The organism is Pseudovibrio sp. FO-BEG1 (assembly GCF_000236645.1).
Taxonomy (GTDB): Bacteria; Pseudomonadota; Alphaproteobacteria; order Rhizobiales; family Stappiaceae; genus Pseudovibrio.
Genome location: NC_016642.1, coordinates 2,364,303 through 2,389,833 on the forward strand (window position 1 = coordinate 2,364,303; position 25,531 = coordinate 2,389,833).

At 55.0% G+C, this 25,531-nt stretch carries 24 protein-coding genes; 14 read left to right on the top strand and 10 right to left on the bottom strand.

Annotated elements, in window-relative coordinates; translation table 11 throughout:
• Nucleotides 1–119: 119 nt before the first annotated feature.
• Entirely contained in the window at nucleotides 120–764 is a 645-nt protein-coding gene (locus PSE_RS10840) for a GntR family transcriptional regulator (protein WP_014284893.1), read from the top strand.
• A gap of 80 nt (nucleotides 765–844) precedes the next feature.
• Here PSE_RS10840 and PSE_RS10845 read toward each other — a convergent pair whose 3' ends face one another.
• Nucleotides 845–1,135 carry a DUF1330 domain-containing protein gene (locus PSE_RS10845; RefSeq protein ID WP_014284894.1) on the bottom strand — a complete coding sequence of 97 codons (291 nt, stop codon included), beginning with the start codon at nucleotides 1,133–1,135 and terminating at the stop codon, nucleotides 845–847.
• A gap of 484 nt (nucleotides 1,136–1,619) precedes the next feature.
• Here PSE_RS10845 and fucU point away from each other — a divergent pair, with 484 nt between their 5' ends.
• The 4 genes from fucU to PSE_RS10865 all read left to right on the top strand — a co-directional run bounded on the left by fucU (nucleotide 1,620) and on the right by PSE_RS10865 (nucleotide 5,789).
• Nucleotides 1,620–2,039 carry an L-fucose mutarotase gene (gene fucU, locus PSE_RS10850; protein WP_041768324.1) on the top strand — a complete coding sequence of 140 codons (420 nt, stop codon included), beginning with the start codon at nucleotides 1,620–1,622 and terminating at the stop codon, nucleotides 2,037–2,039.
• Between the two features lie 216 nt (nucleotides 2,040–2,255).
• Entirely contained in the window at nucleotides 2,256–3,782 is a 1,527-nt protein-coding gene (locus PSE_RS10855) for a sugar ABC transporter ATP-binding protein (protein WP_041768325.1), read from the top strand.
• Nucleotides 3,779–4,789 (top strand): ABC transporter permease, encoded by a 1,011-nt coding sequence (locus tag PSE_RS10860; protein WP_014284897.1) that lies wholly within the window; start codon nucleotides 3,779–3,781, stop codon nucleotides 4,787–4,789. The genes PSE_RS10855 and PSE_RS10860 overlap by 4 nt, the downstream gene beginning before the upstream one ends.
• Before the next feature lie 55 nt (nucleotides 4,790–4,844).
• Nucleotides 4,845–5,789: an ABC transporter substrate-binding protein gene (locus tag PSE_RS10865; protein WP_008549402.1), complete on the top strand. Its 945-nt coding sequence runs from the start codon at nucleotides 4,845–4,847 to the stop codon at nucleotides 5,787–5,789.
• Between the two features lie 85 nt (nucleotides 5,790–5,874).
• Here the strand turns inward: PSE_RS10865 and PSE_RS10870 are convergent, their stop codons facing one another.
• The gene (locus tag PSE_RS10870; RefSeq protein WP_208998148.1) at nucleotides 5,875–6,882 is read right to left on the bottom strand and encodes an AraC family transcriptional regulator; all 1,008 of its coding nucleotides are present in this window, start codon (nucleotides 6,880–6,882) and stop codon (nucleotides 5,875–5,877) included.
• A 192-nt stretch (nucleotides 6,883–7,074) separates the two neighbouring features.
• Between PSE_RS10870 and PSE_RS10875 the strand changes: the two genes are divergently transcribed.
• From PSE_RS10875 to PSE_RS10890, 4 genes are all read left to right on the top strand, one after another.
• On the top strand, nucleotides 7,075–7,455 hold the full coding sequence (locus PSE_RS10875) for a hypothetical protein (RefSeq protein WP_148266131.1): 381 nt from the start codon (nucleotides 7,075–7,077) through the stop codon (nucleotides 7,453–7,455).
• Nucleotides 7,452–8,666: an HlyD family secretion protein gene (locus PSE_RS10880; protein WP_014284900.1), complete on the top strand. Its 1,215-nt coding sequence runs from the start codon at nucleotides 7,452–7,454 to the stop codon at nucleotides 8,664–8,666. The genes PSE_RS10875 and PSE_RS10880 overlap by 4 nt, the downstream gene beginning before the upstream one ends.
• A gap of 247 nt (nucleotides 8,667–8,913) precedes the next feature.
• Nucleotides 8,914–9,225 carry a hypothetical protein gene (locus PSE_RS10885; protein ID WP_014284901.1) on the top strand — a complete coding sequence of 104 codons (312 nt, stop codon included), beginning with the start codon at nucleotides 8,914–8,916 and terminating at the stop codon, nucleotides 9,223–9,225.
• A 211-nt stretch (nucleotides 9,226–9,436) separates the two neighbouring features.
• Complete coding sequence (locus tag PSE_RS10890; protein WP_014284902.1) at nucleotides 9,437–10,708, top strand: amidase family protein; 1,272 nt, start codon at nucleotides 9,437–9,439, stop codon at nucleotides 10,706–10,708.
• 245 nt (nucleotides 10,709–10,953) lie between these two features.
• Here the strand turns inward: PSE_RS10890 and PSE_RS10895 are convergent, their stop codons facing one another.
• Nucleotides 10,954–11,322 carry a VOC family protein gene (locus PSE_RS10895; RefSeq protein WP_014284903.1) on the bottom strand — a complete coding sequence of 123 codons (369 nt, stop codon included), beginning with the start codon at nucleotides 11,320–11,322 and terminating at the stop codon, nucleotides 10,954–10,956.
• A gap of 113 nt (nucleotides 11,323–11,435) precedes the next feature.
• Here PSE_RS10895 and PSE_RS10900 point away from each other — a divergent pair, with 113 nt between their 5' ends.
• The 3 genes from PSE_RS10900 (at nucleotide 11,436) to PSE_RS10910 (ending at nucleotide 15,123) form a co-directional block, all read left to right on the top strand.
• Nucleotides 11,436–12,134, top strand: a complete 699-nt coding sequence (locus PSE_RS10900) for a YafY family protein (RefSeq protein ID WP_014284904.1) — start codon at nucleotides 11,436–11,438, stop codon at nucleotides 12,132–12,134.
• Nucleotides 12,135–12,342: 208 nt separating this feature from the next.
• A complete protein-coding gene (locus tag PSE_RS10905) occupies nucleotides 12,343–13,296 on the top strand; it encodes a TAXI family TRAP transporter solute-binding subunit (RefSeq protein WP_041768327.1) in 954 nt (317 codons plus the stop codon).
• A 69-nt stretch (nucleotides 13,297–13,365) separates the two neighbouring features.
• On the top strand, nucleotides 13,366–15,123 hold the full coding sequence (locus tag PSE_RS10910; RefSeq protein WP_041768329.1) for a TRAP transporter fused permease subunit: 1,758 nt from the start codon (nucleotides 13,366–13,368) through the stop codon (nucleotides 15,121–15,123).
• Nucleotides 15,124–15,199: 76 nt separating this feature from the next.
• On the opposite strand, the gene PSE_RS10915 is transcribed toward PSE_RS10910, so the two are convergent.
• The 4 genes from PSE_RS10915 to PSE_RS10930 are packed head-to-tail and all read right to left on the bottom strand — an operon-like array spanning nucleotide 15,200 to nucleotide 20,371.
• Nucleotides 15,200–16,021, bottom strand: coding sequence for an inositol monophosphatase (locus PSE_RS10915; RefSeq protein ID WP_014284907.1), 822 nt, complete (start codon nucleotides 16,019–16,021; stop codon nucleotides 15,200–15,202).
• Entirely contained in the window at nucleotides 16,021–17,079 is a 1,059-nt protein-coding gene (locus PSE_RS10920; RefSeq protein ID WP_014284908.1) for an ABC transporter ATP-binding protein, read from the bottom strand. Before PSE_RS10920 ends, PSE_RS10915 begins: the two co-directional genes overlap by 1 nt.
• Complete coding sequence (locus tag PSE_RS10925) at nucleotides 17,076–19,286, bottom strand: iron ABC transporter permease (RefSeq protein WP_041768330.1); 2,211 nt, start codon at nucleotides 19,284–19,286, stop codon at nucleotides 17,076–17,078. The genes PSE_RS10920 and PSE_RS10925 overlap by 4 nt, the downstream gene beginning before the upstream one ends.
• 59 nt (nucleotides 19,287–19,345) lie before the next feature.
• Entirely contained in the window at nucleotides 19,346–20,371 is a 1,026-nt protein-coding gene (locus PSE_RS10930; RefSeq protein WP_014284910.1) for an ABC transporter substrate-binding protein, read from the bottom strand.
• A gap of 152 nt (nucleotides 20,372–20,523) precedes the next feature.
• Between PSE_RS10930 and PSE_RS10935 the strand changes: the two genes are divergently transcribed.
• Nucleotides 20,524–21,552 (top strand): LacI family DNA-binding transcriptional regulator, encoded by a 1,029-nt coding sequence (locus PSE_RS10935; protein ID WP_041768332.1) that lies wholly within the window; start codon nucleotides 20,524–20,526, stop codon nucleotides 21,550–21,552.
• Between the two features lie 6 nt (nucleotides 21,553–21,558).
• Here the strand turns inward: PSE_RS10935 and PSE_RS10940 are convergent, their stop codons facing one another.
• A complete protein-coding gene (locus PSE_RS10940; protein WP_208998149.1) occupies nucleotides 21,559–22,572 on the bottom strand; it encodes an NAD-dependent epimerase/dehydratase family protein in 1,014 nt (337 codons plus the stop codon).
• A 325-nt stretch (nucleotides 22,573–22,897) separates the two neighbouring features.
• On the opposite strand from PSE_RS10940, the gene PSE_RS10945 reads away from it, so the two are divergent.
• Complete coding sequence (locus PSE_RS10945; protein WP_041768955.1) at nucleotides 22,898–23,497, top strand: flavoprotein; 600 nt, start codon at nucleotides 22,898–22,900, stop codon at nucleotides 23,495–23,497.
• Between the two features lie 70 nt (nucleotides 23,498–23,567).
• On the opposite strand, the gene PSE_RS10950 is transcribed toward PSE_RS10945, so the two are convergent.
• Both PSE_RS10950 and PSE_RS10955 read right to left on the bottom strand, forming a co-directional pair.
• A complete protein-coding gene (locus tag PSE_RS10950) occupies nucleotides 23,568–24,098 on the bottom strand; it encodes a DUF2938 domain-containing protein (protein WP_014284914.1) in 531 nt (176 codons plus the stop codon).
• A gap of 142 nt (nucleotides 24,099–24,240) precedes the next feature.
• Nucleotides 24,241–25,506: a vanadium-dependent haloperoxidase gene (locus tag PSE_RS10955; RefSeq protein ID WP_014284915.1), complete on the bottom strand. Its 1,266-nt coding sequence runs from the start codon at nucleotides 25,504–25,506 to the stop codon at nucleotides 24,241–24,243.
• Between the last annotated feature and the right edge of the window lie 25 nt (nucleotides 25,507–25,531).

Consider the following 25,531-nt stretch of genomic DNA (forward strand, 5'->3'; position numbering starts at 1 on the left):
CCTGTTTCACTGACATAGCAGGAAAAGAAAATAAGAGATTGCTGGCAAATCGGGAATGCACTGTGCTACACTGTGATACAACTGACGCAGAAATAACGCTTTTAAAACAGGGGGTAACCGTGCCTCACGAGAAAACGCAGGCGGAGCTTGCTCGCACGGAAATTGAGCGGAAACTGTTTTTCAACGAGCTTGATGTTTCAGCTCTGTACTCTGAAAACAAACTCGCCTCCCTGCTGGATCTGGGCAGAACGCCCGTCCGTGAAGCGCTGCAGGCGCTGGAGCAGGATGAGATGTTGGCCATTCATCCGCGCAAAGGCGTGCAGTTCCTCTCCATCACCGCAGAACAGCAGTTGCAGCTGCTGGAAGTGCGCAAGCAGATCGAGCCAATCTGCCTGAGATTTGCGGCTATGCGCGCCTCAACCGACCAGCGCCGCGAAATGCTGGCGCTTGGATCACTGATCGTGCAGAGCGCGAAGGATGAGGATGAGAAGTCGTTGCTTTCGAACCTGCAGGATATTCACCGCATCGTGACGGAAGCCACCAACAACCCATACTTCCACCATTCCCTTGCCCGCGTGCAAAGCCAGTCGCGCCGGTTCTGGTTTGCCAACAAAGACAAATCCGACAACCTGCTGTGCTCCCGCTTCCACGAGGCCATCATGCGCTCCGTTGCCATGGGCAATGAAGAGGAAGCCGTCAAGCAATCCGGTTTGTTGCTGGAACACCTCACCGAATCCGCCTTCAAGGCTCCCAAGTTCGGCTAGTCCAAGCCGTCAGCAAGCAGCAAACCACCAACGGGCGAGCCGCAAGGCAGCCCGTTTTTGTGTCTGAGCTCAGCAGCAAATTAATCCAGCCCTTCCACAATTACCGTCTCCACATCGGCAATCCCGCGCCGGAAATCTCTGGCGACTCTGTATTCGGGGGAGTTGTAGCAGGTCATGGCGGCGTCCATGCTTTCGAACTCGGCAATCACGTGGCGGTGGTGTTTTTCGCCTTCCATCTGCTCGGCCTTTTCACCGCGGGCCAGAATGGTGCCGCCATACTTGCGCAGTATGCTTGGGGCAGCCTCGGTGTAGAACCGGTAGGTCTCTGGATCCTTGATGTTGATGCGGGAAACCCAATACGCTTTTGCCATCTGTTTTCGTTCTCAAAGCACCATTTTGCATCTGCCTCCGGTCCATTCAAGCGACCAGAAAGAGCGCAGATCTGCATGTCTTTGCACAGTATAAAGCGGGCCTCTGAAACCAATCTTACTGGTTTTGGACCAATCAAAAATTCGGGTAAATCTGACGTTAGGGCGCTTTTCTAAAATGCGCTCAAATTCCGCAAAATGAAAAAATGCTCTTGATTAAACGGAAAGCTTTGCTAACCTGCTAACACGAATTAGCAATGGTTCGGCGCTGCATTTTCCGAGAGATTCAGGGGGCTGTCTCCCGAAGGGAATACCGGAACACTACAGCATCAGCCAAACACCGGAATCAGGGGGCAGAAGGTCTCTCTGCTTCTTCATAGTACATTTATTTGCGGCGGACTTCTGAGCTTTCTTCAACCCTGTCAGTCGTCAGAAAGTTTGCTTTGTCAGTCCGGCTTTGCCGGGCGTGTTGTGAGTGGGGGCTCAAGTGCTTAAAGGGATCAACCCGATCATTTTCCCGGAACTTTTAAAGATCCTGCACGAGATGGGGCATGGAGATGAGCTGGTACTCAGCGATGCGCATTTCCCGGCCTATTCCGTTTGCGACAAGGTGCTGCGCGCTGATGGGTGCGAAGCAACCGACCTTCTGCAAGCCATCATGCCTCTCTGGGAGTTGGATCAATACGACCCGGAGAACGTCATGATGATGGCCGCTGTAGAAGGCGATCAGCTGCCGGATGGACTGGTCGACGACTATCAGAACGCTTTGCCAGCAGGTGCGCAAATCACCTTTGTCGAGCGTTTTGCTTTCTATGAGAAGGCGAAGAAGGCGTACTGCGTGGTGGTAACAGGCACCACGCGAAAATATGGAAACGTCATCATCAAAAAGGGCGTGATCCAGGGCTAAAGCGCAGCTCTGCAAGTGGATCCGGTTTCGGATGGGACTGCGCGTGACATGAGACGGCGGTGATTGAGGCGTGGCTCGGGGAGGGGCCGTGTCATCAGTCAGGTAACAACCGGATGTCTCGGCCATATCATTTTGCTGATCTGCATACCGCAGCAACAGTTGGGATCTGTGCGTTCCCACTGAGGTGTGCATGCCAGCTCTGGGGGGAGAAAATAAATGAATACCATCGTCAGGATGACGGGTATTGAGAAGACGTTTCCGGGTGTGCACGCCCTTAAAAATGTGCAGTTTGATCTGCGTGCCGGTGAAGTTCACGCCCTGATGGGAGAGAACGGAGCAGGCAAATCCACCTTGATGAAAGTGCTTTCCGGTGTTTACACCCGTGACGGCGGCAGCATCGAAATCAACGGAAAAGCGGCTGACCCAAAAGGGCCGCGTGAAGCGCAGGAACTCGGAATAGGCATCATCCATCAGGAACTGAGTCTGATGAATGATCTGACGGCGGCACAGAACATCTTCATTGGTCGTGAGCCGCGCCTGCGATTTGGACGTCTTGATGAGGCCGCCCTCAACCAGAAGACCGCTGAGATCTTCAAGAGCATGGCGCTGGACCTGCGTCCTGATGTGCTTGTCGGCAACCTGACCATCGCCAAGCAGCAGATGGTGGAGATTGCCAAAGCGCTGTCCTACCGCTCACAAGTGTTGATCATGGATGAGCCAACAGCCGCGCTCAACGACAAGGAAATCGCCGAGCTGTTCACCATCATCCGCCGCCTGAAAGCGGAAGGCGTGGGCATCATCTACATCAGCCACAAAATGGACGAGCTCCAGCAGATCTCCGACCGCGTCACTGTTATGCGCGATGGCGAGTATGTGGGCACTGTTCCAGCTGCTGACACACCGGTCAACGAGATCATCTCCATGATGGTTGGTCGCGAAGTGAAGGACGAAGCCGTTGTGGTGCCAGACCTTTCTGCCGCAGACGTTGCGTTGGAAGTGAAGGGGCTGAACCGCGGCACGGAGATCCGCGATGTCAGTTTCTCGCTGAAAAAGGGCGAAATCCTCGGCTTTGCAGGCCTGATGGGCGCTGGTCGCACGGAAGTCGCTCGCGCAATCTTCGGCGCTGATCCGCTGGATTCCGGCGAGATCCGGGTGGATGGTCATCCCTGTAAGATCAACAGCCCGTCTGATGCGGTGCAGGTTGGCATTGGTTATCTGTCGGAGGATCGCAAACACTTCGGGCTAGCCACCGGCATGGATGTGCGGGCCAACGTGGCTATGGCCAGCATGGACCAGTTCTGTAATCGCTTTGGTGTGATGAATGAGGCTGGCATGGCAGAGGCCGCCGCCAAGTACATCAAGCAGCTGGAAATCAGAACGCCCTCCGACAAGCAGGAGCTCCAGTTCCTCTCCGGTGGCAACCAGCAAAAGGTGGTCATCGCCAAGTGGCTGCTGCGTGATTGCGACATTCTCATCTTCGATGAACCCACACGCGGCATCGACGTGGGAGCAAAATCCGAAATCTACAAGTTGTTGAACTCACTGGCAGAGCAGGGCTGCGCGATCATCGTCATCTCCTCCGAACTGCCGGAAGTGATGCGCCTCAGCCATCGCATCGCGGTGATGTGCGAAGGTCGCTTAACCGGCATTTTGCCCGGCGGCAGCTCAACAACCCAGGAAGACATTATGCGCCTCGCAACACAACGCGACCCGGCAGCGCAAATTGTGAGTGAAGTACAATGACAGACACCACCTTAACTCCGCAAAAGAACCTGATCGGTCGTTTTGTGAGCTCGGGCGCACACCAGAAGCTGCTCGCCTTCGCCAGCCTGATTGTCCTGCTTATCGGCTTTGGTCTGGCCTCGCCAAACTTCATGCAGATGTCCAACATGATCGCCATTTTACAGGCGACCTCGGTCAACGGTGTTCTGGCCATTGCCGCAACGCTCATCATCATCACCGGCGGTATTGATCTGTCCATCGGCACCATGATGACCTTCTGCGCCGTGATTGCCGGTGTGGTGCTCACCTATTGGGGCATGCCGCTGCCGCTGGGTGTGGCAGCTGCCATTGCCACCGGTGCTTTCTGCGGCCTGTGTTCCGGCACATTCGTTGCCAAGATGAAGGTGCCACCGTTCATTGCAACGCTTGGCATGATGCTGATCCTGAAGGGCCTGTCCCTCGTCATTTCCGGCACACGCCCAATCTACTTCAATGACACTCCGGGGTTTGACCTCATTTCCCGTGGGTCCGTCATTGGCGCCATCATTCCGGGTCTTCAGATCCCCAATGGTGTGCTGATCCTGTTCCTTGTTGCGATTGCAGCCTCTTACATTCTGGGACGAACTGTACTGGGCCGCTACACCTTCGCACTTGGGTCTAACGAGGAATCCGTGCGCCTGTCCGGCGTCAACACGGATGCCTGGAAGATGGGAATCTACGCGCTCGCAGGTGGGATCTGCGGCATCGCTGGCATTCTCATCGCATCCCGCCTCAACTCTGCACAGCCTGCGCTCGGTCTCGGTTACGAGCTGGAAGCCATTGCAGCTGTGGTGATTGGCGGAACGTCTCTTGCCGGAGGACGCGGCACCATCATGGGCACATTGATCGGAGCTCTGATCATGGCCGTGCTGACCAACGATCTGCGCGTGCTTTCCGTTGCTCAGGAATGGCAGACGGTTGTAACGGGCGGCATCATTATTCTGGCCGTCTATGCGGACATGGCCCGCAAGAAAAAAGCTCATGCATAAGATTGGTTGGGGCACCTTTGCCCCAGCTGCATATTTTTATCGGGAGGAAATACATATGTTTACAAGACGTACTCTGATTGGCGCATTGGCCTCAGCAACATTGCTTGCAACAAGCTCGCTTTCACTGGCAGCGGATAAGGTCTACATCCCGCTGATCTCCAAGGGCTTCCAGCACCAGTTCTGGCAGGCTGTGAAAGCAGGCGCTGACAACGCAGCCGCTGAGCTGAACGTTGAAATCACCTTTGAAGGCCCGGACAGCGAAGCCATGGTGGATCGACAGATCGACATGCTGGCCGCAGCACTGGCCAAGAACCCGGCAGCTATCGGCTTTGCCGCACTGGACAGTCAGGCCGCTATTCCGCTGCTGCGTCAGGCACAATCCTCTGGCATTCCGATCATTGCATTTGACAGCGGTGTCGACAGCGAAATCCCGCTGGCATTGGCTGCAACTGACAACGTGGCAGCCGCAAGCCTGGCCGCAGACAAAATGGCAGAGCTGATCGGCAAGAGCGGTAAAGTGGCCGTGGTCGCACACGACCAGACCAGCCGCACCGGCATCGACCGCCGTGATGGCTTTCTCAATCAGATGAAGAACTATCCGGAAATTGAAGTTGTGACCGTACAGTACGGTGGCGGTGACCAGCTGAAGTCCACCGAGCTGACCAAAGCGATCCTGACCGCAAACCCGGACATCAAAGGCATCTTCGGCACCAACGAAGGCTCTGCGATCGGTGTGGCCAACGGCGTGCGTGAAATGGGCAGCAAAGACGTTGTGATCATCGGTTACGATTCTGGCCGCGCCCAGAAAGACGCCGTCCGCAGCGGCCTGATGGCAGGCGCCATCACCCAGAACCCGGTTGGCATCGGCTATGAGACCGTCAAGGCAGCCTACATGGCCTCCAAAGGCGAAAAAGTCCCAGCCAACATCGACACCGGCTTCTACTACTACGACGCCTCCAACATGGACTCCCCAGAAATCGCAGCCGTCCTCTACGACTAAACCCCGCTGCGTTTCCCTAGCGAACAAAGAAAGGCCTCTCACCACGAGAGGCCTTTTTTCGTGCGTAGCGATTTCAAGTTGACACCTAAAGTTTGGACTTCCGAAACACCGCGGGGGTTGCGCCGGTCCAGCGTTTGAAGGCGACGGAGAAGGCGGCTTGATCGGCGAAGTCGAGGAGGAAGGCGACTTGAGCGATGCTGTCGGTTCCAAGCAGCAGGCGCTTGGCCAGATCGCAGCGTGCTGTTTCAACCAGTGACTTGAAGTTGGTGCCTTCCTCGGAAAGCTTGCGTGTCAGTGTGCGGCGGGTCATGCACAGTTCTTCGGCCACCTCATCCCCACTTGGCAAGTTGCCGGGCAACCGAGAGCGGACGAGCTCGATCACTTTGGCAGACATACCGGTCCGGCTTTTCGGCATCTGGCTGAGCCGTTCCTCGCCATGTTTGAGAAGGTGATCGCGCAAAGCGGCATCTGAAGTGGCTATCGGAAAATCGAAACCACCCTCTGGCAGCTGTATTCCGCTGGCCTTTTGTGCTGAAGAGACTTCGCATCCGGCCAATTCTGCCAGTGTTGCGCAGTGATCGGTGTCATCACACTCCAGCAGCACAGACATTTGCCCAAAACCGGGACCGGCAATCTGTTCCGTGCGTTTGAGCAGGCCAAACACCAGAAACTCTCGGTGCCTTGGAAACTGATGAGCGCCGATGATATCGCTCTTCAGGCATATGGTCGGGTGATGTTCATCGCCATCCAGCTCAAAACTCAGGTCAGGATCTTCCAGCGCATAGAAGCGCTGTGCGAACCGAAACACTTGCCCCACATTGTCACTAGCCTGCGCCAGATACGCCAATAATGTCTTTGCCCCCGGAGAGGCCAGACCAGCGCGGGCGGCGAAGGTTGGGTCTTGCAAGGCATCGCAGGCTGTTTCCAGTGCCGCAGCTTCGCGCTGCAGATCGACCCGTCCATTGGCATCCGTCAAAACGTTGGGTGCTACGCCGACAGCTTCGAGGATTTTATCAAAGCCCAAAGCGGCGGCGGGTTCTTGCCCATAAACCTGAGCTGCATGGCGCAATCGATAGGCGCTGATGCGTGTCATGGCGACTTCCACTCTGTTTGAGAGGGGCGCCTCAACGTTCTTTGCGTTGATTAGCCTCTCAAATGTCCAGAAATCAAAAACCGATGACCAGAACTCTAAAGAACGTCCTTTGCTCATACGTTAATTTACGAACATCAACAAACGGTGCTGCCTAGGACGGTAGCTTTCTAAACGAAGCAAAGGACATTCACCGTGAAGTCGATCATCCTTTCAAGCGTCATTGTAATGGGCGCATTCACCACCAAAGCCTCAGCGGCAGGCGGTGAACCACGCTGGTGGGTTCCACCAGGACAGTCTGACAGTTACTCCATTGTCAGCATTGTTGTTTTCTTTCTGGCCTTTCTTTTGGTCGTGCATCTTTACTCCCGCTTTGACCGCTATGCGGAACACAAAGCAAAGGGAACACCGCTTCGCACTACTGTGCCGGTGATGCTGACCGTGGCCCTTGCTTATGAAGTGATGCCAGCCTTGTCTCACTTCAGCATTCTGCTTCCAACTGCGCTGATCCTCACAGCAATCGCACGTGATTTCATGCTGTGGTGGAACCCGAAGATGCAGGAGGCGGAAAAATGATTGAGCTTCTTGTTACTTCTTTTCCCTTCGTCCTGCGGGTCTGGTACCTGCGCTGGAAGGGGATCCCGGTTACCCTGTACAACGTGCACTATGCCTTGGTTTTGTGGGTGTTCATGGCTCTCGCCGTCTTCTTTGCGGTGTTCTACTACTACCCAAAGTCGTTCACAGGCATCGTGCCCTTCAAAACGGTTCCGGTTGTTGCTGAAAACGGCGGAACAGTCACTGAAGTCTTCGTGACAGGTGGTGACCGCGTCAAAGTTGGCGACCCTCTGTTCAGCACGGAAAGTGCGATGGAGCAGGCCAAGGTTGATCATGCAAACCGCAAGATTGACGAAATCAGAAGCGCCATCAAAGCAGCGCATCTGGAAGTGGAAACAGCAGATGCAGCCTTGGATGCCGCCAAGACTGGCCTCAATCAGGCTGAAATGACACTGGCTGATCACGAAGAGCTTAAGATGAAAAACTCCGCAGCCTTCCAGCGTGCCCGATTGGAACGTGCCATCTCTCAGCGAGATACCAGCGTGGCTGATGTGAAAGCAGCAAAGGCAAAACTGGAAGCGGCAAAAGTGCAGGCGTACTCCACTCTTCCATCCCAGCTGGCAAGCGCAAAAGCTACTCTTGAGCAGGCCGAAATCGAACTGAAAAAGACACGAGTTTACAGTCTGGTAGATGGTGTGGTTGAGCAAGTTACCTTGCATGTTGGAGCACGAGCAGCTCAGGCCGCGATGGCCCCGGCGATGGTGATCATCCCAGACCGGACCCAGAAGGAAGGCTCCAGAGTGGTTGCAGGTTTCTCCCAGGTGTCCCGCACCGAACTTTACGAAGGCATGGCAGCTGAGATCGCTTGTGAGAGCAACTTCAACATCGCAATGTACCACACTGTTCTGCCTGCACGGATCACACGGATCCAGAAGTCAATCTCCGCCGGTCAGATGGCTCCCTCCGGAAGACTGATGGAACCGGGAGAACGCGCAAAACGTGGTCAGGTCGTCGCTCACCTCGATCTGGTTTACCCCGAACACCAGAAGTATCTGGTTCCTGGCAGCGGATGCATTGTGCAAGCCTATACAACAGACCTGAAAGGCGACATGGCAGGCGGTTTTACATCCCACGTGATCTCAGCCCTCGGCGTTATCAAAGCAGTCGGTCTGCGTGTCAAAGCATGGCTCGGCCTGGCGATGGGAATTGGTCTGGCAGGATCTGCTCACTAAGAGCAAGCAAGCTAACAAACTCAAAACAATCAAGTTTCTCCCGAAGACGGAAAGCAAACCGATCAAGCAGACATGGATCCGGACTGGTTCCGCTCGGGAGTATCACAGAAGAGAGCAGCCCCAACTGGCAATCTGAGCAACCCGTTCTCTTCATCAAAACCCACGGTCCCATACGAGAGGTTCTTTGCAGAGAACCCCAAAGAGCAGAGAGCCTCTCGGGACCACCCAAACAAAAAGAAGAAGAAAAATGAACGTTAAAGCCCTGACAATCGCAGCAGTCGCCCTCTCCGTTGGTTACACAGTTGATTATAACCCAAGACCGTCTCAGCCGGGCACCAAGTCCATCTCACCAATCTCCTTCAAGGTGAGCGAAGCCAATGCCCAGACGGCCTCACAAAACGCCGCTCGCCGGACAGCGCGCCGCACATCCCGCCGGGTTAACCGCCGCCACAACATCGCAGGCTGTACTCCATACAACGGCTACTACAACTGCGGCGGCACGTATTATCAGGCCATCACCGAAGACGGCAAAACAGTTTATGTGGTTGTAAATCCATAGGGGAGATTACCGTCCCTCCCTGATGTCCCACCGTCCTGATATCATGGAAGCCCAACCACAAAAGGCCTCTCACCACGAGAGGCCTTTTTTCGTGGGCGTAGAACGTTGAGGTGTCTTAAAACCAGCATGTTGCTCTCTTAGTTTCCAGCTTTGACAGGTTGAAAAACTCGGCTTTAGTATGCGTGGTGAGAGTTGATGGAGGGGTGTTGGAATGGTGGTGGATGATGTTGAAGGGCTTTGGGAGAGGCTTGAGGGGGAGGAACTTCGCGGGGTTTTTATTGGGCTGAACCGGGAACTGGTTGAGGAACTGGTTGTGGCCGCGCAGGTGCGTCGGGCTTCTGGTGAGAAGCTGAGCGCAATTGATGGGGAACTGGTTGCGATCAAAGGGAATATCGCACTGAAAGGGCGGGAGACGACGGCCGGATCGGTGGCGTATTCTACTGAAGTGGAGGATGAGCATGCGCTTGTGGTGCAGCGGGTGATTGAGGCGGGTGGCATCCCCATTGGCCCTGCCAATCTGGCTGAGTTTGCTTATACCGGCATCGGCCTCAATCCGCATTACGGCAATGCGCCCAATGGGTTGGACCGTGCGCGGGTGCCGGGCGGGTCTTCTTCCGGCAGTGCGGCGGCGATTTCCAATGGTGTCTGTGACTTAGCGATTGGCAGTGATACCTCCGGCTCAACGCGTGTGCCCGCTGCCTTTCAGGGCATCTGCGGGTATCGGGCGACCATGGGGCGCTATCCCATGGAAGGTGTTGTGCCGCTTGGGGCGAGCCTGGATGTGCTCGGCCCCATGGCGCGAACTGTTGAGGGCATCTGTGCGCTGGATGCGGTGATGTGCGGCAAGCATTCCACTCATGATACAACGGCAGAAGAACGTACGTTCCGCCTTGTTGTGCCGGATCTGGACGGGCTGGGCATTTCCACTGAGATCATGGAGATGTTTGAGCACAGCATCGATATGCTCTCGGCGGCGGGCATCCAGATCGTGCGGAGAGATCTGCGGCCAATCCTGAAAGCGCATTTGCTGTTTGCGGAGCATGGAACGCTGGTGAGCGTGGAAGCGCGGGAGCAGATTGCGCAGTATGTGGACGTCAGCAAGGATAAAATCGATCCGCAGATCAAAGCCCGTCTGGAGCGAGCCTTGCCTATGACGCCGAAGAAGCTGGCGTATTTGCGGCGGCAGCGGGCGGTGCTTCAGTCCGAGATTGAGGTGCAGTTGAAAGGTGACCTGCTGTTGATGCCGACAGTGCCGGATGTGCCGCCTCTGATCTCCGAAGTGGAGGAAAGCGTTGAGGCGTTTCAGGAAGCAAACGCCCTGGCCTTGCGGCTGACCATGATCACCGCGTTCCTCAACATGCCATCGCTGGCTCTGCCGGTTGATTTGGAAAAGCCATCGCACAGCATCTCCATTTGCGGGGCTGCCGCGCAGGATGAGCTGGTGCTGGCGGCAGGGTGTGCCGTGGAGCGCGTGCTGCGATAGCGTTGAAGCCATGCGCCTCCATGATCGGGCACTCTGCTTTCTCATGGAGGCGGTGGTTTGATTAGACCGTCGCTGTTTGGTCAGATGAGGCCCAAACTTCGACAGGATGCTCTGATCCATCGGAGACTTCATAGAAGGTCTCTGTGATCTGTCCATCAAGGGTCAGCTTGATGAGGGCGAAGCCGTAGGGGATGGCGTCATTTTGCAGGTAAGCTGTTGAATTTACTTGCTTAGGAGAGCTGAATTCAGCTAAAGGCTTCGGTGAAGAAGATGAGTTTGTTTTTGTCCAGATCTCTCACATAAGCGGAGAAGTAAGGGCCGCGTTGGTTTGGCTCGCCTTCGTCATTTCCGCCCAGTTCAATGGCCAGTTTGTGGAGCCGTTTGACTTCATCGGCAGAGCCCACCCCAAAGCCGACCATGGTGCCGTTTCCGTTTGTGGCGGGCTTGCCATCAATGGGCAGAGCGGTTGCGAAAGCGAACTCCTCGTTCTGCCAGTAGGTCAGCCTGTCTGTTTCGGCAATGCGTTTTGGCCCGGCTTGCTCAAAGAGGGAGTCATAGAATTTTGTAGAGGCGTCGCGGTCGTTGGTGCCTACTGTGAAATAACCAATTTTCATCCTGTGTTTCCTATGTGTTGTACTCAGGTCGCCTCGACTTTATTGACAAATAGGACATTTAATGTCCTATTTTTTCGATGGCGCGCACAAATTCAAATGGCAGATTGAGACGGATGGAATTGCTGGCTGTTCAGCTGAAGCAAGAGGAGCTTTGCACGGTCAAAGATCTGGCGCTTCAACATGGCGTCAGCGAGCGGACGATTACCCGAGACCTTCAGCTGATGCGGGAGCAGGGCTTGCCTATTGATGCGGATCGCGGTCGTGGCGGCGGCGTTCGTCTGGACCGCAACTGGGGTGTTGGCCGGATGAACCTGGCATACCCGGAAGCAGTCGACCTGCTGATCAGCATTGCAGTGGCCGAGCAGATGGACTCGCCCATGTTTCTGGCGAGCCTGGGGTCTGTCCGGCGGCAATTGGTGGCGTCATTCTCGCCGGAAAAGCGGCATAAGGTGAACCGGCTGAAGGCGCGCATTCTGATTGGTTCCACAGCCTCCACCTATGTGCAGCGGACGATCAACCCGCCGCCCAAGCATGTTGTGCAGGCGCTGCATCAGGCGTTCATTGATCAGGGTAGTTTGGTCATCAAGTACCAGCGTGAAGATCTGGCGGTGTCCAAACGTACCATCGAACCACACTACCTGATGCTCAACTATCCGGTTTGGTATGTGATCGCCTTTGACCATCTGAGGAACGGACCACGCACATTTCGGGCAGACCGGATTTTATCCGCTGACATGACTGGAGAGCATTTTCGTCTGTTACCGAAGGATGCGTTTCAGGAGACTTTGGACCGAAACGGTCTCCTGATATGATTGCCCTGTCATTTAACGTAGGAACGCTGATTTCGCGTAAAAAACGCAAAACTGCGCAAAATCGCGCAAGCTGTTCGTTCTGTCATGCATTCATGAGAAAATTTCCGTCTCAGAGCGATGGTAAGCTGATCCCCCTACTTGAAAGACCTCATATACTCGATAAAATCTCTCAGCAATTTTAAGCATTTGTCGTTCCAGAGGATGATCCATGAAACTATTACATTCCTGCGTGGCTGCTGCAGCACTTGTCGCGTTTTCATTCAGTGCTCAGGCAGAAACCCGTGTTACTTATAAGTCAGCAAAAACCTCATCCTCTTATTACCAGATGGCGGTTCAGATTGCCGAAGCGATGAAGGAAGCTTCTAACGGGGATATCATTGTCACCGTTGAAGAAAGTCAGGGTTCTGTTCAGAACGTGATGGAAGCCGCCGTTCGTCCTGGCAACTACGTTTTCACCACACCGCCTGTGCTGGTTAAGCTCGCTAAGGGCGGCAAGGCGATGTTTGAAAAACGCGCCAATCCAAAGTTCGGTGAAATCCGCGCGCTGTTCCCAATCCCGTCTCTGACCATGCACTTTGTGGTTGGCGAAGACAGCGGCATTGAGAGCTTTGCTGACATGAAGGGTAAGAAAATCCTTATCGGTAAAGGCTCCTTTGGCGCAAAAGAAGGCGCTAAGTACCTGAAACTGTTTGGCCTTGAAGGTCAGGTGGAACTGGCAGACGTGGAACTTTCCAACGCTGTGCCTGCGCTGAAAAACGGCCAGATCGATGGCTTCGTGACTGCAGGGTCTTACCCGGCACCAAACGTGATTGAAGCGGCTGCGGGTACTGGCGTGAATGTTCTGTCGCTTTCTGATGACCAGATCGCCCAGACCAAGCGCACCAAACTGATGATCCCGGCTGGTACTTATGCTGGTCAGGATGCTGATATCACAACAACCTCACTGCCAGTGGTGGCTTACACAACAACGCAGATGGATGACGATACCGCCTACGCGCTGACCAAGAGCTTCTGGGATCAGAAGGCAAAAATGGGCAAGGGCGCAGCATGGTGGAACGGCGTAGACAAGGATCTGCTGAGCAACGTCAGCGGCAAGATCCATCCGGGTGCGCTGAAGTTCTACGATGAAGTCGGTTACACCATTACTGACGCACAGCGCTAAGCGCATTCATTTCATCAAACATTCAGGCCCGGAGTACACTTCGGGCCTTTCTCTTTCTAGGTTATTTCGTTGAATAGAATTCACCGTTCCGTCTGGCTGGTGCTCGGTCTGGCCACCGTGCTGTTTCATCTGGGTCTGATCTTCTCCGGTCTGGTTCCCAACCTGGTCAGCCGTCCTTTGCATATGGCCTTGGCTCTGCCATGGGCGCTGATCCTGATGGCACGTAATCCCCTTGAGAAGGTGACGGGCTATGTGCTCACAGCCTTCGGTGTGTTTGCCGCTGGCTGGATTGCGTGGAACCACTCTGCTCTTGGTGATCAGTATGGCTATCTTATTGATGACTTTCAGGTTTATCTGGCGCTTGGCCTGCTGATCACGGTGCTGGAAATGGCGCGGCGTGCCATCGGTTGGCCGCTGCCGCTGGTGGCTTTGATCGCGCTGGCCTATGGCATGTTTGGTCAACATATCCCCGGTGAGTTTGGCTACGCTGGCGTTCCGCTGGAAAGTTTCCTCGGCACCATGACCATTGCCGAAGGGGGATTATGGGGCAAGCTGACGGGAGTATCTGTTGGTGTTGTCGCGATCTTCGTGATCTTCGGTGCGTTCCTCAATGCCGGTGAAGCAGGCGCTGGATTCATGAATGTGGCCGCTGCCGCCGCTGGCAAACTGAAAGGCGGAACGGCAAAAGTTTCAGTGATTTCATCGGCTTTGTTCGGGTCCATCTCCGGCTCTGCGTCTGCTAACGTGGCCTCTACTGGCGCGATTACGCTGCCTGCCATGACCAAGCTGGGCTACCCGCGCGCACTCGCTGCTGCAGTGGAAGCTGTGGCCTCCTCAGGGGGACAAATCATGCCGCCGCTCATGGGAGCAGGGGCGTTTGTCATGGTGGAGCTGACCGGCGTGCCGTACACCGGCATCATGGCCGCTGCGATTTTGCCAGCGTTTCTGTACTTCTTCGCGGTCTGGATGGGGATTAATGCCTTTGCCCGGCGCTATGACCTGAAGGGATTGGCGCCAGAAGATCAGCCGGACACGCGCTCGGTTATCATCACGTCGCTGTTCTTCCTTGTGCCGTTTACTGTGCTGCTCTGGGCCATGTTCGTGCTGGGTTATACCCCTCAGTATGCGGCGTGCCTGTCCATCATGGTGGCGGTGGCGCTTCTGCTGATCGACAAGAACTTCAAGCTGGACCTGCGGAAAATCGGTGCGCGCTATGAGCAAGCGCTGATGAACTCCGGCAAGCAGGTGGCGATGATCGCCTCGATTATCCTCTGTGCTTCCATCATCATCGGCACACTGGGCGTAACGGGACTTGGGGTGAAGATCACCTCACTTATCCTCTCCGGCTCCGGCGGCATGTTGTGGCCTGCGCTGCTGCTGACAGCTCTGGCCTGCATGGTATTAGGCATGGAAGTGCCAACAACGGCGGCCTATGTGATCTGCGTTTCCGTTGCTGGTCCAGCGCTGATTGATATCGGATTGGAACCGCTTCAGGCACATCTGTTCGTGTTCTGGTTCGCGCTCTTATCCACCATCACGCCTCCAGTTTGCGGGGCGGTGTTTATCGCCGCTGGCATGGTCAACGAGAATTGGCTGAAGGTGGCCTTGTTCGCCATGGCACTGGGGATTGGACTCTATCTTATCCCATTGGGAATGATAGCAAATCCGGCACTGATCACTCTGGTGAGTTCACCAGTCTGGTCGCTGCTGGCTACGGTGAAAGTGGGGCTTGCGCTCTCAGCGATTTCGTATGGTGTGATTGCACCGTTCTCGCCACTTATCCGCGGTGGGCTGATCGGTGGTGGCGGGGTACTGCTGTTTATCTGACCACAATAAAAAACAGGCGCTGCTCTGGGTGAACAGCGCCTGTAAGTTTGGTCTAACTCATTGACTACTCGGGAGACTAGGCGAACTGAGTTAGATTTGTGAGGTCCAGAACCTCATCAAAAACCTGCGGGGCAGCGCCCAAAACAGGATACGGGGCACTTGGGTTTTCAGCGACCGGAAATGGGAGAATTTTTCCGCCAGCTTCAGTGATAAGGCAGTATGCAGCCATGCAGTCCCAGGCAGACATGCGCGGCTCAACGTAGCCAACCAAGCGCCCCGCAGCGACCCATGCCAACATTAATGCACCGGAGCCATAACGAGTGTAGCTCACGCCTGCGGACATCAGGTCTTCGAACATTTTACCGACCTGCGCAGGTGCCACGCGATCATTCGCGCCCACACCCAGCATGCCGGTCTGCAGGTTAAATCGATCGGTCACCCGCACAGGGGAACCGTTGAGAGTGGTGCCTTTGCCGCGCAGGGCCGCAAAGCGCTCCTTGAGGACCGGAACATCAATGATGCCGATGGCAGCACCGTCTTTGTCGGTGACGGCGATGCACACGCACCATCCCGGTAAGCCATTGAGAAAAGGAGCAGTTCCGTCAATTGGATCGATGACCCAGGTGTAACCGGTTGTCCCTTCCACGAAGCCGAACTCCTCACCGAGCAAGGCATCCTCAGGGAAGTGCTCGGCGATCAGACCGCGGATTTTCTGCTCCACAGCCTTGTCAGCTTCTGAAACGACATCCTGAGGATGCCGCTTCGTGTCGATGTTCAGATCATCCCGATTGGCGAAGTGTTCAAGCGCGAGCGCTGCTGCTTCATCAGCCATTTTCTGGGCTGCATTAAAGCGTTTTTCCAGCTCTGCAGCTTGGTCTAGAACGGCATCTGTCAACATTACTTACCGCCAATCAGTGCAAGACCACGTGCATCAAAGTCGATGCCAACAGAGGTTCCGTTGCCGAGCAGTTCATCGGTGTTGTTGTCAATCACGAACAGCTGGCCGAGATCGCTGAGCACTTCGTACTGGAAGTGATCCCCCAGATAAGCCGCGCTCTTGATCTTGCCGGTCAGACCACCGTTCACTTCTTTGCTCAGCTTGATGGAGTTCGCACGCGCTGCCAGCTTACCCTTACCAACGCTATGGTTCCGGCTGCGCAGGTCAAAGCCTTTGCCACCAACAACAACATTCGCGGTGTCTGCGTTTACAGCGCTGATGTCACAGTCGAGAATGTTTGCTTCACCAATAAAGTCTGCGATGAACTCGGAAGCTGGGCTCTCATAGAGCTCGTATGGCGTGCCATCCTGCTCGATGATACCGTCGCGCATCACAACGATACGGTCGGAAACTGCAAGCGCTTCTTCCTGATCGTGAGTTACGTAAACAGCTGTGAAATCAAGGCGTTGCTGGATCTCCCGGATCTCGGTACGCACCAGACGGCGCAGGCGGGCGTCCAGGTTGGAGAGCGGCTCATCAAGTAGCAGAACCTGCGGCTCCAGAACGAGTGCGCGCGCCACAGCTACACGCTGCTGCTGACCACCGGAAAGCTCGGAAGGAAGACGCGGTGCCTTTTCCCGGAGGCCTACAAGGTCCAGCCCTTTCAGAGCCATCTCTTCTGCATCTTTGAAGCCACTGGACTCCAGACCGTACTTCACGTTCTCCAGCACAGTCATGTGCGGGAACAGAGCGTAGGACTGGAACACCATGGAAACGTCACGCTGGTTTGGTGGAAGACGGGTAACGTCATCCCCCCCAATCATGATGCGACCAGATGTTGGGGTCTCCAACCCTGCAATCATGCGCAGGGTTGTTGTCTTGCCACATCCGGATGGCCCCAGAAGGGTTACCAGCTGGCCCGGCTCAATAACCAGATTGAGATCCGGGATTGCAGTAAAGTCGCCGTAGTTTTTGCCGACATTTTCGAAGCGGACCTGACCAAATTTTGCATGTGTCATGCTGCGGCTTCCTTCAGTTTACCCTGAGCAGGAGATTTTTGAGTAGTTTCTGGACGACGGAGTTTTCTTTCACCAACCAGCAGCTGGAAGATGAGAATGACGGTGACCATCACGAAGATGAGGACGGAGCTGTAGGCAATCGCCACGCCGTATTCGCCGTTTTCAACCAGACCGACCACATAGGCCGTCGCCATGTTGTATTTTGCGCTCACAAGGAAAATGACCGCAGAGATGGATGTGATTGCACGCACGAAGCTGTACACCAGTGCCGCCTGAATGGCTGGACGCAGCAGCGGCAGGATCACTTTCTTCAGCGTGCGGGCACTGTTTGCACCCAGTGTCAGGGATGCTTCATCCAGGTTCTTATCTAGCTGGGACATCGCTGCCACACCGCCGCGCACACCCACTGGCATGTTACGGAATACGAAGCAGAAGATCAGGATCAGAGCTGTACCAGTCATCTGCAGCGGTGGCAGGTTGAACGCGAGGATGTAGCTGATACCAATCACGGTGCCCGGAATTGCGAAACTCATCATCAGGCCGAATTCAAAGGCGGATTTGCCTGGGAAGTCCTGACGAACAATGAGCCATGCGGACAGGATGCCAACTGCGGCAGTCAATGGAGCTGCTGCAAGAGCGATCCACATTGTGGTCCAGAAGCTGTTCCACGCAACACCGGTGAAGGCAAAGCCATTTTCGAACGAGATGGAGAATGCGGTGATGTAGTGCGCCAGCGTCACGCTGTGGTCCAGACCCCAGACTTTCACGAAGCCGCCGAACAGGATCAGGCCGTAAACAGCTACGGTGAACAGGCTCCACAGGGCAACGATTGTGCCGACTGGGATAGAGATACGCTTTGGCAGTTTCGCATAGCGGCCACCATCGCCCTTACCGGTTACAGTCGCGAAGTTACGCTTACCAAGCCACATACGCTGCGCAAAGAACGCGGAGAGTGTGAAGCCAAGCAGGATGATCGCCAGAACAGCTGCACGGGATGGATCACTCTGAGCACCAACAACCGCGAAGAAGATTTCAGTTGAGAGCACACCGCCGTTGCCGCCCAGAACCATCGGGTTACCGAAGTCAGCCATGGACTCGATGAAGCCGATTAGGAAGGCGTTTGCCAGACCCGGTGCCATCAGCGGCAGGGACACTTTGCGGAAGGTTCTCCAGCGGCCAGAACGCATGGTCTGACTTGCTTCTTCCAGTGACGGGCTGATGCCTTCAACAACGCCAACCAGAACGAGGAAGGAGATTGGAGTGAAGCTGAGCATCTGCGCAATCCAGATACCTGGTAGACCGTAAATCCAGCGGCCTAGCTCAAGTCCGGTTGCAGTTTCAATAGCTTCAGTTACAAAACCTGTACGGCCCAGCATCAGTGTCAGGGACAGACCAATCACGAAAGGAGGGGTGATGATTGGCAGAATGCTGAGGATGCGCAGACCTTTGCGGAATGGCATCTGCGTACGTGTCACGATCAGCGCGAAAGCAAGACCCAGCAGGGTAGAACCAGCAGCTGTCGCAAGTGCAAGGAACAGTGTGCGCCACGCGATACCGCAGGACTTGCCAGCCAGACAGCCGAGCGACCAGATCTGCGGATCAACGATGTTACGGGCCACACCATCTGTCGAGAAGTTGCCGCGGAAATCCTGAAAGGCACCGGCGAACATGGACAGAATTGGATAGAAAACAAAGGTCGCTACAAGCAGGATCAGAAGGGAGACGGCAGTCAGAACGATCGCGTCGCCTTTGAGAGCGCCCTTTTCAGCAAGACCAAATGAAATGAAAGTGGTGAATGTGAGAGCAAGAAGAACCGCACCGGCACCGAACGCAGGCTGACCATTTACCTGGCCAAACATTGCCTCCAGCACGCTCCAGTTCCAGCCGCGCAGGCCGATGGAGAGACCTTCCAGCACCATCCAGAACAAGCCCAGAGCACCGATTATGGCAATGGTTTTGCCACGGCGACCCGGCTTAGCCTTCAAGCGCAGATAACCTGCAGCACCAACAAGAACAAATACTGGGAGTAATTGCAGCTTTCCAAGGAAAAGCTGGAAAAAGCCCGGCCAATAGCGCTCTTTGCTCAGGAAATCCAGAACCCACTCGCCGCCAAAAAAGCCGCTGCGAATGTGGAACCAAGGCAATATAAACAACCCAAGGACGCCGCATATGAGTGCGAGGTCCAGCCGACGATTTTCATTTGTCATTTGGAAAGAACCAGATTTTTTGGGGAAACGGGGCAGGCTTCAGCCCGCCCCGATCTCAATCAGTTTGCAGCAGCGCCAACTTCCATGTCCCAGCGTGCCAGCAGGTTTCTGCGGCGGTCGCTGCTTCCGTATTCAGCAAAATCGTAGTCGATCAGACGTACGTTTTCGAGCTTAGGAGCTGCTTCTGGCTGAGTAGAACCCTTGTTGGATGGGATCTGGTAGGAACCAGTTTCAGCCATCAGGTTCTGTGCTTCTGGAGTGAGCACCCAATCGTAGAATACTTTTGCAGCATCTGGGTTTGGCGAACCATCGATGAGAGACATGGAGCCGATTTCATAACCGGTGCCTTCACATGGTGCGACAACCTCGATTGGGAAGCCTGCTTCTGCCTGCTTTACTGCGTCGTGCATGAACACGATGCCGAGGCCTGCTTCACCGCGGGCTGCAGCCTTAACAGGTGCGGAGCCAGACTTGGTGTACTGTGAAACGTTCTTGCCCAGAGCCAACAGGTATTCGAAGGCTTCTTCTTCATCCATCAGCTGAACGAGAGTAGCAAGCGCGGTGTAAGCAGTGCCGGAAGAGTTAGGATCTGCAATAGAGATCTCACCCTTCAGAGCAGGGTTGAGCAGGTCGGACCAGCACTTAGGACCTTCAATGCCCTTTTTCGCGAGGATCTCTTTGTTGTAGCCCCAGCCAAGTGCGCCGGAGTACACGCCTACAGTGCGGTAGCCGGAAGTTTCTGCCTGAGCAACAGCCCATGGAAGAAGTTCTTCAAGCATTGGCGACTTGTAAGCCACTGAGAGCTGATCGTTTGCTGCCTGCAGATGCGGATCACCGGTACCACCCCACCATACGTCCGTCTGCGGATTGCGAGCTTCTGCACGGATCTTTGCATAAGCTTCACCTGAAGAAAGACGGATCATGCTGACGTCAGTACCTGTCTTTTCTTCAAACTTTGCTGCGAGCTTTTCACAAAGTGCGTTGTCAGCAGAGCAGATCATGCTCAGTTCATCTGCTGAAGCTGCGCTTGCACCTGCACCCACAATAAGGGTTGCACCCAACAAAGCTGTCTTAATGGATTTCATAATAACTCCTCCCAAACACGTTGTGTACACGTGTACATAATATAGTCGGCTAAATTTTTGCAATGTCAACTTTATTCCAAGAAAGACTAATTTATTTTATGGATATTTCCTGATATGGAGATGCAACCGTGTACAAAAATCAGCGAAATTTGATGTCGGAAAAAGTGTCTTCAAGAAAGCAGCAGGTCAGGGCTGAGGACGTGGCGCGCCACGCAGGTGTCTCCCGTGTTTCAGTGTCCAGAACCTTCACTCCGGGGGCCAGTGTTTCCGCCGCTACACGCGCTAAGGTATTGAAATCCGCAGAAATACTAGGGTACCGCGTAAACCGCCTTGCAAGCAGCCTCAACCGCTCCGAGAGTGGCATCGTGGCGCTCATCGCTGCTGAGATTGATACGCCGCACCGCTCTGCGATGATCGCTGAACTCTCTGACAAGCTTCAGGCCGCTGGTAAGGTAACAATGCTTATCAACACCAGTGGATATGAGGAGCGTGTGAAGGATGCTTTGCTGCAAGCAATCAGTTTTCGCACAGAAGCAGCGATCATTTTGTCCGGTGCACCGGACCCTTCCTTAGCCGATACATGTTTTAGCAATGGCATGAAGCTGGTGCTGATCAACCGTGAGGAAGACTTCCCCGGTTCTTTGCAGATTGGGCCGGATAACAGGGCAGCTGGCAAGACCGCACTGAAGGCTCTTTTGCGTGCAGGATGCAAGCGAATCGCCCTTGCAATCTCGGCAAACGCTACCTGGAGCATCCTTGAACGCCAAAAAGGCTTTGTGGATGCAGCTGAAGAAGCTGGGGTTGAAGTTCTGAGCGAAGTAGGAGGGCTCACGTCCTATCAAGCCGGTCTGGAACTGGGCACTGCGCTGCTGGATAGAGAGGATCGTCCGGACGGTATTTTCTGTACCACTGACCTGATTGCCTGCGGTGTGATTGATGCTGCACGCCAACGGTTTGGCCTGCGCACGCCGGATGATCTATCTGTCATCGGCTTTGACGATATCGCGCAGGCAGAATGGGAAGGCTATGACCTGACCACCTTTGCGCAGCCGACGGATCAGATCATCGAGAAGTGTCTGGAATGGTGCACCACAGAGCAACCAGATACCGAGACGGTGAAACTGCCTGCCAAGTTTGTTTGGCGCAACAGCGTGCAGAAAGCACGCATCCCGTTGAAGTAGGAGAGATCAGGCTTGCGGTGCGAGCCTGACGTGCTCATAGGTTTCATAAAACTCAGCGAACATCTCCTGAATGCCTCGCACCGGAACCCCTAGGCTGTCGCGTTTGCTGAAGTCAAAGTGCGTCGGTGGCTCCGGGTCTTTGCCTAGCGGAGCAGGGAGTGCCTCCAGTGGCACGTACTCCGCAATCTCCTGATAAATCCGCGCCCAACTCCAGCTTCCGCTGAGCGCAAAGTGACGGCCTGCAGTCTTTGGGTTCTCCAGTGCAGCCAGGGACATCTTCGCCAGATCATCTGGTGAGGTCAGCGACATGGAGCCAGCCGGGACAGTGCTGTGCCAACCGGCTTTGCCGTGGCGCAGTTTTGCCAGAAAACTGAGAACATGGCCTTTCAGATGGGATGGCAGAAGCGGAGCTCCGACCATCATGCTTGGCAAAAACGTGCAGAGCCGCATGCCATGCTCTTCGGTGAAGGCTTCTGCGGTTGCCTCCATCACGGTCTTTTGGGCCTGAGCATACTTCTTCTGCTGGATCTGCATCTCAGCGTCAGAAATGTCTCTGTCCTCGTGCTTTTCAAAAGACGGTGTGGCTGGCTCTGCAGAAGCGGTGCTGGAGCAAAGAACAGCAGTCTTTGCCCCTTGTCTCTGTGCGGCTTTCAGGATGTTTAGGCAGGCTTGCTCAGCAGGGCGAATGATCTCGCTCATGCCGCGCTCACGATCTAGCTCAGCGGCAGGCGTTCCATCTGCTCCGTGTTTGAGTGTTGGAATGCAGGCGATGTACACGGCTTCAGCCTGCGTTAACGGGGCATCGAAGCTCTCAGGCTCTGAGGTGTCTGCCGAAAACAGGTGAAGCCGCTCTGCTGCGCCGGGCAAACGCATCAAGCCACTGACTTTATCGAGCTGGGAGATGTCGCGCAGGGTGCCGTTGACGCGGTAGCCGCGAGCAAGGGCTTCTTTGACCATATAGGCCCCGGCCAACCCGCTGGCGCCTGCTATGCAAATGGTTTTGACTTCCGCTTTCGACATCAAACCCTCCAGATCCAGCAGCCTCGCGGCTCTTGCTGAGCGGAACTGTGCCAGCACTACATTCTCATTGCACATAGGAAGTTCTGAGGCTGGGTATCAGAGGAGCTGAGGGCACGCCCTCAAGAAACCTGAGGAGAGCAATTCAAAGAAACAATTGGAATATCAGGCCTGATTTGAGGTCATCTGACCCCAGAAAAAGACACCGCGCGATGAGCTGGCTGAGCTGTACAACAACCTCCCCTAGGGTTCAGCAGACTCCGCAATGACGCCAATCGCGCGGGACCTCCATCATTTTGAAATGAATTTCTACAGAGAGGATATTTCCATGGTCACCAATGAGACTCCCGACAAAGCCCGCATTTTGATCGGTGCCAGCGCATCTCTGGATGCAACACTGCTGCCCAACTACCTACGAGAAATCAAGAATTCGATTGATTGCACGCTCACCGCCATGTTCACCCCCAATGCCATCAACTTTGTGAACATGGACAGCATCGCGCTGTTTGTGGATCGGGTGATTTGCGGTGATGATCCGAAGGACTGGGCGACAGACAAGCCAGGCCGAATTGCAGCGGAGCACGACATTCTCGCCGTCATGCCAGCCACTGCGAACACGCTCTCTGCCGTGGCGCATGGTTCTTCTCTGAACCGTCTTACCACAGTCATTCTGGCAGCGGAGTTTCCAGTGCTGTTCTTCCCGGTGATGGGCGGTCCAATGTGGAAGAAGGCCTCTGTGAAACGCAACGTGGCGCAGATCCGCGAGGATGGCTACGAGGTGTGTGATCCGGTATGGCGCGAGAATTTTGATCCGCATATGGGCAAGATCCACGGCCACCAGTCACTACCTGATCCTGAGGTGGTGGTGGAGCAGGTCAAAAAGCACCTGCCGCAGTATCAGGTGCGTAGAGAACTTGAGCTCAGTTAAGAGCTGGATGTGACCAACAAAAAGCCCGCCGTTCCGAAGAACGGCGGGCTTTCTCGTGATCCTGAAACTATCAGGGTGCGGAGGAAACAGGGGTTTCAACTGGTTTGAAAACCTTGGTTTGGATCCAAAACGCCACGTACATTCCCAATCCGAATGAGAAATGCGTCATCAGGCTCTTCAGTCGGGCGAAGTCCGGGTTTGGCCGGTTGGACGCCATGATGCCTGCGCCCAACGCTGGCTGCATGATGAAGAACGGAAACACAATCATGGCTACGCCAAACAGGATGGTCAGGATCAAAGACGGTTTCTGTAACTGACGTGTGCCGAAGATCATCACAAACGCGGCCACGAAGATGACACCGATGATGTAATGTGCTGTCCAGCCAATGGCGCTTTCTCCCGCAATGGGAGCGGCCCGGCGGATGCTTTCGTGCGTGAACTGCCCATCCAGCATATGCCCCATCCAGCGGCCCACGACCGAGAAGTTGCTCTGCGGGATGCCAAAAAGGCTATCTGCTGCTACGGCCCAGATATCCATGAAGAGCGTGGCGCCAATGCCAACAAAGAGAATGCGGAGTGCTAAACCTGTTCGATTTTCCATAGTACCTGTTCCTTTAGATCTGCGGGTGCTTTGCCGGAAGTGGCGCTTGCATGTGCTCCCTTTTCTGGGGTGATAAAAAAAGCAGGCCGCGAGGGGATTGGAGTGCGGCCTGCGAGTGCAAGCTAAGTCAGGAGGAGCTGACTTAGCGGCTGCTTGCACATTTGTTTGTTGTGTTGATTGGTTTCAGCGGTTGCAGAGCCGTTTCAGCCACATAGGAGCCGATCTGATAGCCCAGCATGTCGCCTACAGCGTTGGAACGGCGGTAGTGAACACCGCCCAGAACGCGGGACTCTGACTCTTCCTCTGCAAACTGCTGGAAGCTGACATAATCCTTGGAAAGGCCACCTTTGCCGTTGAAAGTGAAGGCCATTTCGCCATCGCCAAAGACGGATTCCAGAACCTCCTGAGCCGCGCTGCCACTGGTGCAGTGCTGGCATGGATATTCAGGATGCATCGGTGCAGGCACCAGCGAGCTCCACTCCACATTGGTCTTCAGAGTTGGATGCTTGTAGGTCTTGCCCAGTGCTTCCATAGCTGTCTGCGGGCGCCATAGCGCGTACTCATATTTTGCGTTGAAACCAGCCACCAGAGCGTCTGTCAACGCCAGGTTGAGAAGCGCGAGGGTGCGGGCTTCTTCCAGCATGGACAGATTACAGGACGCACTGCTTTTAAGTGCAATCTGGTTCCACGCACCGGAGCCGGATCCCGCATGAAGTTTGGCAATGAAGACGTTCTCTTCGTTGGTCTGTGTTTCCTTGCCACCCAGCTCAACCACTTCGCTCAAACCGCGCTGATACTGCATGCTGTCCAGCGCTGGCGGAGGTGGCACGCGGAAGTGAGTTGCGGATGCCAGAACAAACGGTGTCATCTCGCGGATCTTCGGAGCTACCATCTCGCGTGAGGAGGTGCGCTGATAGACGCCAGCTTCTGCTGGACCCGGAGTGTACTCGGTCGAGAAGTCGGCGTTGTCTGATGCACGCGCTGCCAGAATTTGCTCAGCAACAGCTTGCCCTAATGCCATGCCGGACTGTGGGTTCTTCAGGTTTGCGAGGCGTTGTTTAGCAGCGGCCAACAACTCGTCTTTGCGTTCTGGCATCAAGGTAGAGAGCACATGAACGGCAGCCTGGGTCACAGCTGCTTCAGCGGACGCATCCGGGTTGTTTGGGCCGGTGTAAGCATAAGGGGTGTAGATGCCTTCGACTGCGTTTGCTGCGTCGAACATGGCGGTGTGCAAGATAGCCAATGTGCGCTGACGTTTGGCGCCCGGCCATTTCTCAGCGTTGAACAGTTCAATGGCGGTGCCCTGCCAGTCGGCAGCCAGTTCTGCCTTGGCGGCTCCGCCGGTAATCACAAGCGCCAGAGCGCCGCTGTAAGCAATTGTCTTCAACCATGTAAATCGGGTGGTCATACTAAAACCTCGCAATTTGAAAACG